This window comes from Curtobacterium sp. 'Ferrero', from assembly GCF_002412165.1.
In the GTDB taxonomy this organism is placed as follows: domain Bacteria; phylum Actinomycetota; class Actinomycetes; order Actinomycetales; family Microbacteriaceae; genus Curtobacterium.
Genome location: NZ_NXIA01000010.1, coordinates 20,237 through 34,085 on the forward strand (window position 1 = coordinate 20,237; position 13,849 = coordinate 34,085).

General features: G+C 72.1%; 12 protein-coding genes. 5 read left to right on the top strand and 7 right to left on the bottom strand.

Translation table 11 applies throughout. The annotated features are described in order from the left end of the window. Window positions 1–136: 136 nt before the first annotated feature. The 5 genes from Csp2054_RS10115 to Csp2054_RS10135 all read right to left on the bottom strand — a co-directional run bounded on the left by Csp2054_RS10115 (window position 137) and on the right by Csp2054_RS10135 (window position 5,937). Window positions 137–838, bottom strand: a complete 702-nt coding sequence (locus Csp2054_RS10115) for a hypothetical protein (RefSeq protein WP_096899193.1) — start codon at window positions 836–838, stop codon at window positions 137–139. Continuing rightward, a complete protein-coding gene (locus Csp2054_RS10120) occupies window positions 835–2,421 on the bottom strand; it encodes a sensor histidine kinase (protein ID WP_096899194.1) in 1,587 nt (528 codons plus the stop codon). The genes Csp2054_RS10115 and Csp2054_RS10120 overlap by 4 nt, the downstream gene beginning before the upstream one ends. A 75-nt stretch (window positions 2,422–2,496) precedes the next feature. Beyond that, window positions 2,497–3,237 carry a copper homeostasis protein CutC gene (locus tag Csp2054_RS10125; protein WP_096899195.1) on the bottom strand — a complete coding sequence of 247 codons (741 nt, stop codon included), beginning with the start codon at window positions 3,235–3,237 and terminating at the stop codon, window positions 2,497–2,499. Beyond that, window positions 3,234–4,760 carry a M81 family metallopeptidase gene (locus Csp2054_RS10130; protein ID WP_096899196.1) on the bottom strand — a complete coding sequence of 509 codons (1,527 nt, stop codon included), beginning with the start codon at window positions 4,758–4,760 and terminating at the stop codon, window positions 3,234–3,236. Before Csp2054_RS10130 ends, Csp2054_RS10125 begins: the two co-directional genes overlap by 4 nt. After that, entirely contained in the window at window positions 4,753–5,937 is a 1,185-nt protein-coding gene (locus Csp2054_RS10135; RefSeq protein ID WP_217990904.1) for an ROK family protein, read from the bottom strand. The genes Csp2054_RS10130 and Csp2054_RS10135 overlap by 8 nt, the downstream gene beginning before the upstream one ends. A gap of 207 nt (window positions 5,938–6,144) precedes the next feature. Here Csp2054_RS10135 and Csp2054_RS10140 point away from each other — a divergent pair, with 207 nt between their 5' ends. From Csp2054_RS10140 to Csp2054_RS10160, 5 genes are all read left to right on the top strand, one after another. Beyond that, window positions 6,145–7,941, top strand: coding sequence for a peptide ABC transporter substrate-binding protein (locus Csp2054_RS10140; RefSeq protein WP_096899198.1), 1,797 nt, complete (start codon window positions 6,145–6,147; stop codon window positions 7,939–7,941). Between the two features lie 94 nt (window positions 7,942–8,035). Beyond that, a complete protein-coding gene (locus Csp2054_RS10145) occupies window positions 8,036–8,995 on the top strand; it encodes an ABC transporter permease (RefSeq protein WP_096899199.1) in 960 nt (319 codons plus the stop codon). Window positions 8,996–9,053: 58 nt separating this feature from the next. Next, window positions 9,054–9,947 (top strand): ABC transporter permease, encoded by an 894-nt coding sequence (locus tag Csp2054_RS10150; RefSeq protein WP_096899200.1) that lies wholly within the window; start codon window positions 9,054–9,056, stop codon window positions 9,945–9,947. Continuing rightward, window positions 9,947–11,641: a dipeptide ABC transporter ATP-binding protein gene (locus Csp2054_RS10155; protein WP_096899201.1), complete on the top strand. Its 1,695-nt coding sequence runs from the start codon at window positions 9,947–9,949 to the stop codon at window positions 11,639–11,641. The genes Csp2054_RS10150 and Csp2054_RS10155 overlap by 1 nt, the downstream gene beginning before the upstream one ends. After that, window positions 11,638–12,585, top strand: coding sequence for an ROK family protein (locus Csp2054_RS10160; protein ID WP_096899202.1), 948 nt, complete (start codon window positions 11,638–11,640; stop codon window positions 12,583–12,585). Before Csp2054_RS10155 ends, Csp2054_RS10160 begins: the two co-directional genes overlap by 4 nt. 23 nt (window positions 12,586–12,608) lie before the next feature. Here Csp2054_RS10160 and Csp2054_RS10165 read toward each other — a convergent pair whose 3' ends face one another. After that, a complete protein-coding gene (locus Csp2054_RS10165) occupies window positions 12,609–13,205 on the bottom strand; it encodes a DUF305 domain-containing protein (RefSeq protein WP_096899203.1) in 597 nt (198 codons plus the stop codon). Between the two features lie 108 nt (window positions 13,206–13,313). Beyond that, window positions 13,314–13,766 carry a hypothetical protein gene (locus Csp2054_RS10170; RefSeq protein WP_096899204.1) on the bottom strand — a complete coding sequence of 151 codons (453 nt, stop codon included), beginning with the start codon at window positions 13,764–13,766 and terminating at the stop codon, window positions 13,314–13,316. Window positions 13,767–13,849 lie beyond the last annotated feature (83 nt).

The following is a 13,849-nucleotide window of genomic DNA, read 5'->3' on the forward strand; positions in this document are numbered from 1 at the left end:
GTCTCACCGGGCGACCGCGAGGTCCCGGCGAGGAGGGCGCGGGAACACCTCTGGTTCTGCTCTGGATCCGCGCAGGCCCCGTCCGGGCCAGCCGCGCGGCGGACATCGTCGGGGCCCGGCGGCCCGGCACACGCCGTCAGCGCGCCGTGGCACCCACCGCACGCTCGAGGTCGGCCAGCTCGTAGCCGTGCTCGTCCGAGTCGGCGCGCGCCCACTCGAGCAGGGGGCGCATCCCGGTCGCGACCACGAACGCACCCTCGGCGACCGCCGTCTCCACCTCCGCGCGCAGGGCGGGGATGTCGAGGTCGTCGGTGCGGACGACCACGACCACGGCGTCCCGGGCGGGCATCCACACCGTCGCGTCCGGCGGAGCGGACCGGCGGACCGCCGCAGCGACGTCCCGCAGTCCGGTCGCGAGCGTCTCCTCGCCGAACGCACGGACGACGTCCGGGGCGTCCACGATCCCGACCCGCAGCAGCGTCAGGGAGAGCTGGTGGTAGTCGGCACGTCGGAGCAGGTCCGTGACGTCGCCGCGGACCTGCTCGTGGTCTGCGCCGGACGGGTCGGCGGGTGCGGCTCCGCGGCCGGCGGCGAGGCAGAGCAGCGCGACCCCGAGCAGGACGACGAGCAGGACGACGAGCACGGACGTCGAGGGACCGGCGAGGAGGGCGGCGCCGATGAGCACGAGGAACCCGCCGACCACCGCGAGCAGCAGGTCGACCAGGCGGCGGTCGACGGTCGGTCGGGCGCGGGAGCGATCGTGCGTCCACGACCGGGCGGCGACCCCGCAGAGCGTGATGCCGGTGCCGATCGCCGTCCAGAACAGCAGGGGGTTCACGGTCGCTCCTCGGTCGTCGCTCCGGCGTCACGGGGCAGCACGACGGTCGCCGTCGTTCCGTCGCCGAGCTCGCTCGTGATGGTCAGGTCGCCCCGGTGTCGCCGGACGATCTCGCGGCAGATGGCGAGTCCGAGCCCGGTGCCGTGCACGCCGGAGCTACGGACGGCCTCGGCGCGGAAGAACCGCTCGAACAGTCGGTCCTGGTCGGCGTCCGCGATGCCGATCCCGTCGTCGCGGACGGTCAGCCAGACGCGGTCCCCGTGCGCGGCCAACCCGATCTCGACCGTGCCGCCCGGTCGGTTGTACTTCACCGCGTTGCTGATCAGGTTGTCGAGCACCTGCCGGATCCGGAACGCGTCCGCGACGGTCTCGACCGTGGCGGGGGCCGTCGGGGACAGCGTCAGTCGGACGTCGGCGGCCAGCGCGACCGGCTCCGCGGACTCGACGGCCGCGCGGGCGACGTCGACGAGGTCGCACGGGGCGAGGACCAGGTCGACCCGTTCCTCGCGGGCGGACTGCAGAATCCCGTTGACGAGCACGACGAGACGTTCCGCGTTGCGGGAGGCCACCTCGAGCAGCCGCTCGGTGTCCGGATCGAGCCCCTCTGCGTCGCGGGCGAGTTCGATCGACCCGAGGATCGCGGTGACCGGTGTGCGGAGTTCGTGCGAGACGGACGCGATGAGGTCGTCCCGCGCTCCGATCGCCTCCCGTTCGGCCGTGACGTCACGCGCGACGATGACGCCGCCGGGCTCGCCGTCGGTGACGAACTGCCGGGCGGTGACGGTGTAGGTGCGGGTGGTGCCGTCGCCACGGCGGACGGTGAGCAGCTCGCCGTCGAGCTCGGCGCCGGCGAAGACCCTGTCGAGGACCCCACCCGGGTGGCCGTCGGTCGCGTGGCCGAGGTCGTCGAGCACCCCGGACCGACGCTGCCCGTTCGACACCGTGATGTTCCGATCGTCGTCGAACGCGACGATGTCGAAGTCGACGGCGTCCAGCACCGCGCTGACGAGCCGTTCGCGTCCGGAGACCTCGCGCAGGGTCCGCTCGACGAACTCCGTCTGTCGTCGGAGGAGCAGTGCACGGGCGTCCTGCCGCAGGGCGAACGCCGCAGCCGTGCCGCTCACCGCGCCGATCACGAGCGGCAGGATCACGAGCCGTGCGGTGTCGAGCCGGTCGATCACCGCCCATTCGTCCGGGCTGCCGAGCCACAGGGTCGCGGTGGAGGCGATCGTCACGAGGACCGCGCCGCGCCACCGGAACGCGTAGCCGGCCCAGAGGGCGGGCAGGACGAGGAGCACCGTGATCCCGACGCTCGGCACGTCGGCGCGGATGACGGCGATGCCGACCAGGTCGGCGGCCAGCACCGCGGCGAACCACCGGCGGTCGAGCTCCCGCACCCACGCCGTGACGACGAGGGCGGCGAGGAGCACCCCGATGCCGACCGCGCCGGCGACCCCGAACTCGGCCCGGTCGACCACGAGCACGAAGGCGATCGCCGGCAGCACGCCGGCGATGATCCCCAACTGGTTCCGGAAGGCGCGGCGTCCGCGACCACCGACCGGCCCCGCAGATCGGTCCGCCATGCCCTCATGCTGCCAGCCCGGACTCCCCGGAGGGTCCGCGACGCACCAGGTTGCCCGCGGGCGGATCGGTCGGGCTCAGCCGTCGATCGCTCGGCGGGCAGCGGCGACGACCGCGGCGTCCGTGACGAAGTGCGCGCCACCGTCGTCCGACCCGCCCATGGGTACCCCGCCGTGCGCGGTCTCCTCGGAGCGCCGCTTCGCCGACAGGTGGACCGCGGCGACCCCCGCGCCGACCAGGGTGGGGACGTCGGCGGGACGGACACCCGCGCCCGCCATCACCTGGACGGGACCGGCCGCCTCGACCATCCGACGGATCACGTCGACGCCGGCGCGCGCGGACGGCGCGGCCCCCGACGTCAGCACCCGGGTGAAGCCGAGGCTCGCGAGCGTGCCCGCTGCGGCGACCGGGTCCGCCGCGTGGTCGACCGCCCGGTGGAGGGTGACCTCGGCGACGGCGCTCACGGACCGGGCAGCGTCCACGAAGCGTCGGAGGGCGTCCTCGTCGAGGGTGTGGTCCGGACGGAGCGCACCGACCACGACCCCGGCTGCACCGGAGCGGAGGACCGAGCGGACCTCGCGCTCCATCAGGGCCACCTCGTCGTCGGTGTGCACGAAGCCGCCGGGTCGGCACCGGACGAGCGCGTGTGCCGGGATGCCCGTCTCGTGCACGGTCTCGACGAGCGCCTGCGACGGGGTGAGCCCGCCGAGTTCGAGGCCGACGCAGAGCTCGACGCGGTCGGCTCCGGCGTCCCGTGCGACGACCGCTCCGGACGGGGAGGTCACCGCGATCTCGAGGGCGACGGGGGCTGTGGTCACGCGATGGCTCCGAGCGGTTCGTTCGACGGTGGGATGATCCGCGCGCCCAGGTCGGGCGCCGACGGGAACTCCCGATCGTAGGGGAACATCGGGCGGGCGATCCGGTGGTGGCCGAGTCGCTCGAGGTCCTGGTCGACCCCGCCGGGCGTGAGCGCGAGCATCCAGTCGGCCGCCATGTCGAACAGCTCCGGCTCGAGGTACCCGATCTTCACGACCACGACGTCCGCGCTGCGCGGGTCGAGGTCGAGGTCGGTGAAGTCGTGCTCGTGGTGGTACGGCTTCCGCTGCCCGGTGAGGATCGCGAACACCGACCCGACCTGTAGCACCACCTCGGTGCCGGCGTCACGGTCACCGTGCTTGACGGCGTGCACGCGGCCGGTCATCGTGATCGGCCCGGCGTGGACCGCGTCGACCGCCGCGCCTGCGGTCACCGTGATCGTGGCACCGACGCCGGCCTCCACCGCGGCGGCGACCGCCTCGGCACCGGGGACGCTCGCGTAGATGACGGTCGGGCCGTCGGGCGTGGCGAACGCCGGGTTCGCGAGCACCTGCGTGAGCCCCCACGTCATGTCGCCGGAGCCGCCCGCCGTCGGGTTGTCGCCGGAGTCCGAGACGAAGAACGGGTGCGCGGCCCCGGGTGCGAGCGCTGCGGCGAGGCACTCGTCGAAGCTGCCCGTCGGTGCGACGAAGACGAAGTCCTCGCGGACGTCCCAGAACGCGCGCGCGAGCCGCTCGGCACCCGCGGCGACGGCGTCCAGGTCCCACCCGGTGACGACGGTGACCGCGCGGTCCCGCGGCTGGTCGGCCCACGCGTACCCGACCCAGATCGCCGCGTCGAGGACTCCCGGCGTCGCCTCGACCTCCGGTACCTGGGCGTAGAGGGACGCAGCGGGCTCGATCCGCGTGGACGTCTGCTCGCCGGGGAGGAGCACCGGGATCGGCACCCAGGCCTTCACCGGGCGCTGCTGTCCGACGGGCCGGGTCGTCAGCACGTCGACGAGGTTGCGGACCGCCCGCTCCTTCGTCTCGAGGGCGTCCTCGTGCGGGGCCATCCGGTAGCAGGTGACGAGGTCGACCTGGTGTGCGAGCTCCGCCGTGACGTTGCCGTGCAGGTCCATCGACGCCGACACGACCACGTCCGGACCGACCACGGCCCGGATCCGGCCGAGCAGGTCGGACTCGGCGTCGTCGAGCCCCTCGACGACCATCGCGCCGTGGATGTCGTACCAGAGGCCGTCGACCGGACCGATCGCCGCCAGCCGTGACACGATCTCGTCCGCGAGCGACTCGTACGCGTCCCGCGAGACGACACCACCCGGCAACGCGTGACCGATGAGGGCACCGCGGAACTCCGCCCGGTCCGCGTACGAACCCAGGAACGGGTACCGCGCGACCACCTCCTCGCCCCGGTCGGGGTGGAACGCCGGCGCGAGGGTGCGGGTCGGCGTGAAGGTCGAGGTCTCGATGGCGAGCCCCGCGATCGCGATGACGGGACGGCGTGCGGCGGACGTGGCTTCAGACACGGACGCTCCTGTTCCTGGTGGTGGACTGCGGGATGGGGGCCGACAGCTCCTCGAGCGACGCGGCGAGTCCGCGCTGCAGGGCGAACTGGCCGGCGCCGACGAGCCCGGCGTCGGCGCCGAGCGACACCGGCTCGATCGCCAGGTGCTGCGTCATCAGCGGGTGGCAGCTCTCGTAGAGCTGGCTCCGCACGGCGGCGATGAACGGGTCGAGCGTCGAGAGGATGCCGCCGAGGTAGACGGCGTCGGGGTTGAAGAAGTTCACGTTGGCGGCGAGCACCTCGCCGAGGTACCGGCCCGCGAGCCGCACCGCGCGGGTCGTCTCCGGGTGCGCGTCCTGGGCGAGCCGGACGACGTCGGCGGTGGACGCGACGTCGACGCCCGCGGCGGACAGGATCCGCACGAGGGCGGCGCCGGACGCCACGGTCTCGAGGCAGCCGGTGTTGCCGCACGAGCACGGGGTGTCGCCGGCGGCGTCGATCCGGACGTGCGTGATGTCGCCCGCCGAGCCGGTGGCGCCCCGGTAGAGCCGGCCGTCGATCACGATGCCGGCCCCGATCGCGGAGCCGGCCTTGATCGTGATGGTCTGCCGCCTGGCCGGGTCCTGCACGGTCTGTTCGCCCGCCGCCATGCAGTTCGCGTCGTTGTCGACCACGGCCGGCAGCCCGAAGCGCTCGGTGAGCCACGCCGCGACCGGGAAGCCGTTCCAGCCGGGCATCCGGCTCGGCAGGTCGACCACGCCGGCGTCGACGTCGACCGGTCCGGGCAGGCTCAGTCCGACGCCGCGCAGGCCGGCACGGCCGCGCTCGTCCGCGAGCCGCTCGAGCAGCCCGGCCAACCGTGCCAACCCCGCGCTCGGACCCTCGGAGAGCGCGAACGGGACGTTCGCGACGGACTCGAGCGCGCCTCCCGGCAGGACGATGCCGACCCGGGCGTGCCCGCCGCCGACGTCCGCGGCGACCGCGTACTCGTCGGCGCCGCCGATGCGCAGCACCTTGCGGGGGCGTCCGCCGGTGGAGACGTCGGTGCCCTCCTCGGCGAGCAGGCCGTGCGCGAGGAGCTGGCCGACCACGTGCGACACCGTCGACGGCGCGGCGGAGAGCAGCGCCGCGATCTCGGTGCGGCTCGAGGCCTGTCCCGACGCGACGAGTTCGAGCACGCGGGCGCTGAGGTCCGGCACGACTTTCTCCAATCCGGCCGAAACAGGTGCGACGACCATCGATCGCCGCGAGCCTAACGGGCAGAACGCTCATCCCACCCTTTCGCCCGAACGGCAGTAACAGACTATTTACACAGAGATGTTTGTTTTTTCGACGCGTTTGGCCATTGACTGTCCGGCAGCACCTCCCGAAGCACCACACCACCCTGAAGCACAAGGAGACACCGCATGTCGAAGCCCCGTCGCTGGGCGCTCCTCACCGGAGCCGCGATCGCCGTGAGCGCGCTGCTCGCCGGCTGCTCCGGAGGGGGCAACGCCTCGTCCGGGAGCAACTCCGACGAGATCAACTACGCGCTCCCCGCCAACTTCACGCCGAACTGGATCCTGCCGATCGGCACCGCCGCGCACCTCAACACGAACAACGGCTCGATCGCCCAGTCGCTCTACGAGCCCCTCGTCGCCTACGACGGCTCCACCGGCAAGATCGCCTGGAACAAGGCCGGCTCCGTCGCGACGGACGCGAAGTTCGCCGACGACTCGAAGAGCGTGACGATCACCCTCGGCGACCGGCACTGGTCGGACGGCAAGCCGATCACGAGCCGCGACGTCGAGTTCTGGTTCAACCTGATCAAGGCGAACAAGGACCAGTGGGGGTCGTACTCCGAGGGCAAGGCCCCCGACAACTGGACGTCCTTCAAGGCCGTCGACGACACGCACTTCACGATCACCTTCGACAAGGCGTACAACCCCGACTGGATGCTCGCCAACCAGCTCAGCCACATCATCCCGCTGCCGCAGCACGCGTGGGACAAGACGAGCGCGAGCGGCTCGGTGGGCAACGCCGACGAGACGACCGACGGTGCGAAGCAGGTGTGGAAGTACCTCAACACCGCTGCCGGCAAGATCGGCGACTACGCCACCGACGACCTCTGGAAGACGATCTCCGGGCCGTACGGGGTGAGCTCGTTCTCGACGGCCGGCAAGGTCACCCTGACCGCGAACAAGAAGTACGACGGCGGCGAGAAGCCGTCCATCACGACCGTGAACCTGCTGCCGTTCACCTCGGCCGACGCCGAGGTCAACGCGGTCCGGTCCGGTGCCGTCGACTACGGCTACATCAACGCGACCGACATGGACCAGAAGGCGTCGTTCGAGTCCAAGGGGTACGAGGTGAAGCCCTGGACCGGATGGGCGATCACGTACATGCCGTACAACTTCAACAACCCGACGATGGGGGCCGTCTTCAAGCAGCTGTACGCCCGTCAGGCCGTGCAGATGTCGATCGACCAGACCTCGCTGTCGAAGGTCGTGTTCAACGGCACCGCCACCTCGACCTACGGTCCGATCCCGCAGGCGCAGGAGTCCGACTACGTGTCGAGCGTCCAGAAGGACAACCCGTACCCGTTCAGCACGTCGAAGGCCAAGGCGCTCCTGACCAGCCACGGATGGACGGAGCAGGGCGGCACGATGGTCTGCACCGACCCGGGCACGTCCGACAGCCAGTGCGGCGACGGCGTCACCAAGGGCACGAAGTTCACCATGAACGTGCTCTCGCAGTCCGGGTCGAACGTCACCGACAACATGATGAGCGCGATCCAGTCCTCGCTCGCGAAGACCGGCATCGGCTTCACGATCAAGACCGCGCCGGTGTCGAGCGTCCTCTCGCAGACCCCGACCTGCACGAGCGACCAGGCCAGCTGCGACTGGGACCTGTCGTTCTTCGGCACCGCCGGCAGCTGGTACTTCCCCGCCTACCCGACCGGTGAGTCGCTGTTCCAGACCGGCGGCTCGGCGAACTTCGGGTCGTACTCGAACAAGGAGGTCGACCAGCTCATCGACGCGACGACGACCTCGCCCGACCCCACCGCCGTGCAGGACTACAGCGCCGCGGTCGCGAAGGACCTGCCGGTGATCTGGCTGCCGGAGCCGGACTACCAGATCTCCGTCGTCAAGCAGGGGCTGACCGGGTTCGACCAGGACTCCCTCGCGAACTTCCACCCCGCGCAGTGGAAGTGGTCGAAGTAGGTCGCTGACGCGACCAGGCCGGGAGGCACGGTGCGGGTCCGACCCGCACCGTCCTCCCGGCCCACCCACCAGCCACCCCGATGACGGAAGCCCCATGACCACAGCCCTGTACCTGCTCCGGCGCGTGCTGCAAGCGCTCGCCGTGGTCCTCATCGTCACGATCGTCGTGTTCTGCCTGCTGCACGCCCTGCCGGGCGGCCCCGCCCGCGGCGTCCTCGGCGTCTCCGCGACGCCCGCCCAGATCGCCACCTTCAACCAGGCCCAGGGCCTCGACCAACCGCTGCCGATCCAGTACGTCCGGTTCCTCGGACGCCTGCTCAGCGGTGACCTCGGCACCTCGTACACCCTCAACGAACCGGTCGCGCAGCTCATCGTCGAGCGCCTGCCGAAGACGCTCGTGCTCACCGGCCTGTCCGCCGTGCTCGGGCTCGTCATCGCGATCCCGGTCGGCATGTGGCAGGCCGTCCGCCGCAACGGAGCGGTCGACTACGCGGCGACGGCGCTCGCGTTCGTGTTCTACTCCACGCCGGTGTTCTTCCTCGGCCTCGTGCTCATCATCGTGTTCAGCCAGCAGCTGCCGTGGCTGCCGTCGCAGGCGCCGAGCGGCTCCACCCTCGCCGAGGTCTTCCAGGACCCGGCCGGCCTCGTGCTCCCCGTCGTCACCGGGGCGCTCGCGATGATCGCGGTCTTCAGCCGGTACATGCGGGCCGCGACGCTCGAGAACCTCCAGGAGGACTACGTGCGCACCGCCCGCGCCGGCGGCGCCTCGACCGCGACGATCCTCCGGCGGCACGTCTTCCGGAACTCGCTCACCCCCGTCGTCGCGATGCTCGGCTACTACCTGCCGGTGCTGTTCGGCGGGGCGCTCGTCACCGAGCAGCTGTTCAACTACCCCGGCATGGGCCTGCTCTTCTGGAACGCGGCCCAGACGTCGGACTACCCGACGCTCCTCGGGTGCGTCCTCGTCATCTCGATCGCGACCGTCATGGGCACGCTGCTCGCCGACGTCGCGCAGTCCCTCATCGATCCCCGAGTGAAGGCGGGCCGCGCATGACCACCGTCACGTCCCGCATCGACGCTGCGTCCACCTGCGACCTGAAGGGAGTCCTCGCATGACCACCGTCCAGGTCCCGCCGGAGGCACCCACCGCCCCCGTCGCCGTCGCCTCCACCGGCCTCCGGCTCGCCGTCCGTCGTTTCCGGCACAACACCCTGGCGGTCATCGGCCTCGTCGTCATCGTCGCCGTCGTGCTGTTCTGCTTCGTCGGACCGCTGCTGTACCCGACCGACCAGACGCACACCCAGCTGTCCCAGGTGAACCTCGCCCCGGGCGGCGCCCACCTGCTCGGAACGGACGCGGTCGGCCACGACGTCCTCGGTCGCCTGATGTACGGCGGCAAGGTCTCGCTGCTCGTCGGCATCGCCGCCGGCGTCCTCGCGACCGTCGTCGGCACGCTCTGGGGATCGGTCGCCGGGTACGTCGGCGGGTGGGTGGACGCCGTGATGATGCGCGTGGTCGACGCGGGCATCGCCATCCCGGCGCTGTTCATCCTCCTCGTCATCTCCGCCATCACCACGCCGGGCGTCTGGGGCCTCGTCGTCATCCTCGGCCTGGTGTCGTGGCTGGTGCCGTCCCGACTCGTCCGGGCCGAGACCCTGACGCTGAAGAACCGCGACTACGTGCTCACGCTCCGCGCCATCGGCGGCTCGCACGCCCGCGCCATCGGCAAGCACCTCCTGCCGAACTCGGTGTCCACGATCGTCGTGGCCGCGACGTTCCAGGTGGCCGACGCGATCCTGCTCGTCGCCTACGTGTCGTACCTCGGCCTCGGCGTGCAGCCGCCCGCGACCGACTGGGGTGGCATGCTGTCGGCGGGACTCACCGCCGCCTACTCGGGGCGCTGGTGGCTCATCGTGCCGCCGGGTCTCGCCGTAATCCTCGTCGTCTGCGCGTTCAACGCCGTGGGCGACGGTCTCCGGGACGCCTTCGACGTGAGGGGCCGCTGATGTCCATCCTGACCACCACCGACCTCGGCGTCTCCTTCCGGACCGAGTCGGGGCCCGTCGACGCCGTCCGGGGCGTCACCCTGCACGTCGAACCGGGGGAGACCCTCGCGCTCGTCGGGGAGTCCGGCTCCGGCAAGTCGACCGTGGCGCTCGCCGCGATGGGCCTGCTCTCCGGCAATGCCACCGCGACCGGCAGTGCGGTCGTCGACGGGCACGAGATCGTCGGCGCGCCGGAGTCCGCGCTCCGGTCGATGCGCGGGTCGACCGTGTCGATGGTCTTCCAGGAGCCGGCGACCGCCCTCGACCCGCTCACCCGCGTCGGCGCGCAGATCGCGGAGGTCATCCGGAACCACCGCGACGTCTCCGCCGCCGAGGCCGCGGCGCACGCGGTCGACCTGCTCGACCGCGTCGGCATCCCGTCACCGCGCGACCGCGCCCGGGCGTTCCCGTTCCAGCTGTCCGGCGGGCAGCGGCAGCGCGTCGTCATCGCGATGGCGATCGCGAACGAACCGAAGCTGCTCATCGCGGACGAACCGACCACGGCGCTCGACGTCACGGTGCAGGCCGAGATCCTCGAGCTCCTCCGTTCCCTGGCGGCCGACACCGGCACCGGCGTGCTGCTCGTCACGCACAACATGGGCGTCGTCGCGGACTTCGCGGACCGCGTGGCCGTCATGCTGCAGGGCGAGATCGTCGAGACCGGGGGCGTGGAGGACGTCCTGCTCCGTCCCGGGCACGAGTACACGAAGCGGCTGCTCGCCGCCGTCCCGCGGCTGCAGGTCGGCGTGGGCGAGCGGGTCGCGCCCGACGCGACGGCCCCGTCCGGTGCTCCGGGTGCGTCCGACCCGGCCGGGAGGCCCGACCCGGCCCCGGTGGTCGACCTGCGGGACGTCTCGGTGACGTTCGGGCGCGGGGCGCGCGCCGTGCACGCCCTGCGCGGTATCGACGTCGTGGTGCACACCGGCGAGACCGTCGGCCTCGTCGGCGAGTCCGGCTCCGGGAAGTCGACCGCGGCGCGGGTCGCGCTCGGGTTGCAGAAGCCGACCTCCGGCAGCGTGCACCTCTTCGGCACCGACCTCGCCCGTGCCCGCGGACGCGACCGCCGGGCACTCCGGTCCGGGATCGGCGTCGTGCTGCAGGACCCCGTCGCGTCGCTCGACGCCCGGATGTCCGTCGCCGAGTGCATCGCGGAGCCGCTCGCCGTCCACCGTCGCGGGATGTCGTCCGCCGACCGCCGTCGCCGCATCGACGAGGTGCTCGACGCGGTCCGGCTACCCCGTGCCCTGGCCGCCCGTGCACCGCGGGAGCTCTCCGGCGGGCAGCGGCAGCGGGTCTCCCTCGCCCGCGCGCTCGTCCTGTCCCCGCGGCTCCTGGTCGCGGACGAGCCGACCAGCGCACTCGACGTGAGCGTGCAGGAGACCGTGCTCGAGGTGCTCCGTGAGCTGCAGGACGACCTCGGCTTCGCCTGCCTGTTCGTCTCCCACGACCTCGCCGTCGTGCAGGAGTTCGCCGAACGCGTCGTGGTGATGCGGCAGGGCGTCATCGAGGAGCAGGGCGCGTGCACCGCCACGCTCGTGCACCCCGAGACCGACTACACCCGACGGCTCCTCGCCGCCGTCCCCGTCCCCGACCCCGTGGTGCAACGGCAGCGCCGGGCAGACCGGCTCGCGACCCTCGCGGCGGTCGCCCCGTGAGCGGCTCGGTCCTCGCCGGTGTCGACGTCGGCGGCACCAACACCAAGGTCCTGCTCACCACGACCGACCTCGACGTCGTCGACCGCGTCGACCTGCCGACCCCAGCGCACGCCGGCGGGGCGGCGATCGTCGCGACCGCCCTCGGGGCCGTGACGGACCTGCTCGACCGGCACCGGGCCTCCCTGACGGGTGTCGGGGTGGGTGCCGCCGGCGTGGTCGACGCGACGACCGGCACTGTGCTCGTGACCGGCAACTCGTTCACCGGCTGGGCGGGGTTCGGAGTGACGGCCGCGGTGACGGCCGCCCTCGGGGTGCCCGCGACGCTCGACAACGACGTGAACGCGTTCCTGCTCGGCGAGGTCGCCACCGGTGCCGTCGCCGGCCAGGCCGACGTGCTCGGGATGACCCTCGGGACCGGTGTCGGCGGGGCGCTCGTCCTCGGCGGGCGGCTCTTCGCGGGACCCCGCGGAGCAGCTGGGGAGATCGGACACGTGCCGGGCTTCGGGGACGCACCGTGCACGTGCGGGCAGGTCGGGCACCTCGAGACCCTGGCGGGTGCGCGGGGCATCGCCGACCGCTACGCCGAGCGCTCCGGGCGACGGACCACCGCGCTCGGGGTCGCCGAGGCCGCGCGAGCCGGGGACGCCGACGCCGCTGCCGTGTTCGAGCACGCCGGATGGGGCCTCGCGCGTGCAGCGCTGCTCACGGCGGGGATCCTCGACGTGACCACGGTCGTGATCGGCGGGGGGATCGCCCGCTCGTGGGACCTCCTCGAACCGGCCGTGGCCGCCGCGGTCGCCGCCGAGCCGCCCGTCAGCGGCGCGCCGATCCGGTTCGCCCAGTCGGCCCTCGGCGCCGACGCGGTGGCGCTCGGTGCCGCCGCGCAGGTGCGTGACCGGGTGTTCGCGTCTGGGCCCGTCGTGGTGGAGGACTCAGCGGTGTAGCGCGGTACGACCGACGTCGGGTCTCAGCGGGAGGCGAGCATGTCCTGCATCTGCTGGATCTGCTCGGTCTGGCTCGACACGATCGACTTCGCCAGCTTCACGGCGTCGGTGTTCTCGCCCTTCTCGACCTCGGTCTTCGCCATCTCGACGGCGCCCTCGTGGTGCTGGATCATCTGCTCGAGGTAGAGCTTCCCGGCGTCCTTCGCGGATGCCTGGTCGAGGTCCCGCATGTCCGAGTCCGACATCATGCCCGACATCCCGGACATGCTGGGCATCTCGGTCGGTTCGCCCCAGGCCCGGAGCCAGCTGGTGAGCTGCTCGATCTCCGGGGACTGCTCGGCCGTGATCTGCTTCGCGAGGGCGGCGACGTCGGTGTCGACACCGGAGCCCTTGGCGAGGAGCGTGTCGCTCATCGAGACGGCCTGCTCGTGGTGTGGCAGCATCATCTGCGCGAAGGTGACGTCCTGGCGGTTGTGCGCCGCTGCGGCCGACGTCGAGGACGCGGACGAGGACGAGCCCGTGTCGGAGCCGCTGTTGCCCGTGGAGCATCCGGCGAGGGTGAGGCCGAGGGTCAGCGCGGCAGCGACGGCGAGGGCGCGCGTGGTGGTGGTGGTGTGCATGATCTTCCGTTCCCGTGGATGCGTCAGGTGTTCCGGGCAGGCGGACGCCTCCCGGATCTGGGCATGCGGAACTCGCACCTGCGGTGATGCGGGCTCCACCGGGGCGGATCAGATGCGGATGATCTGCAACGCTGTCAGTGACGGGGGTCTCGGTGGCGCGATCGTGCGTGGTAGCCGGTCAGCGAGGGCGAGCAGTCGCGAGAGCAGGTGGAGGACGCCGCCGGTCCGGACGCGCAGCAGCGCCCATGTGAACAGCGCGATCGTCAGCGCGCACGCCATGCCCATCAGGGAGCACATCAGCTCGCACAGGCCGCTGTCGCAGCTCGCGTCGGTGAGGATCATCATCACCGTGGTCGCCGGTGCCGCGTGCTCGCCGTGACCGGGGCCCGCGACGTGGCCGAGCTCGGCGGTGGACGCGGGGGAGCCCATCGTGTGCTCGTGGCCGGCGGTGTGACCGGCCATCGAGTGCATCAGGACCGTGAACCCGACCAGCAGCAGCAACGCCAGGGTCGCCGTGGCCTGCAACAGCAGCCGGCGACGGGGGGTGGCGGTGGTGAGCATGGGTCTCTCGAGCAAGAGGATCGGACGAGTAGCTCCATGGTGCACCACCCGGAGCAGCGGTGGCTCTTTCGTGTCCGGATCCA

Coding starts and splice junctions, on each gene's coding strand:
- Csp2054_RS10120 (WP_096899194.1), bottom strand. CDS start 2,421: ATGGCGGACCGATCTGCGGGGCCGGTCGGTGGTCGCGGACGCCGCGCC.
- Csp2054_RS10140 (WP_096899198.1), top strand. CDS start 6,145: ATGTCGAAGCCCCGTCGCTGGGCGCTCCTCACCGGAGCCGCGATCGCC.
- Csp2054_RS10145 (WP_096899199.1), top strand. CDS start 8,036: ATGACCACAGCCCTGTACCTGCTCCGGCGCGTGCTGCAAGCGCTCGCC.
- Csp2054_RS10150 (WP_096899200.1), top strand. CDS start 9,054: ATGACCACCGTCCAGGTCCCGCCGGAGGCACCCACCGCCCCCGTCGCC.
- Csp2054_RS10155 (WP_096899201.1), top strand. CDS start 9,947: ATGTCCATCCTGACCACCACCGACCTCGGCGTCTCCTTCCGGACCGAG.
- Csp2054_RS10165 (WP_096899203.1), bottom strand. CDS start 13,205: ATGCACACCACCACCACCACGCGCGCCCTCGCCGTCGCTGCCGCGCTG.
- Csp2054_RS10170 (WP_096899204.1), bottom strand. CDS start 13,766: ATGCTCACCACCGCCACCCCCCGTCGCCGGCTGCTGTTGCAGGCCACG.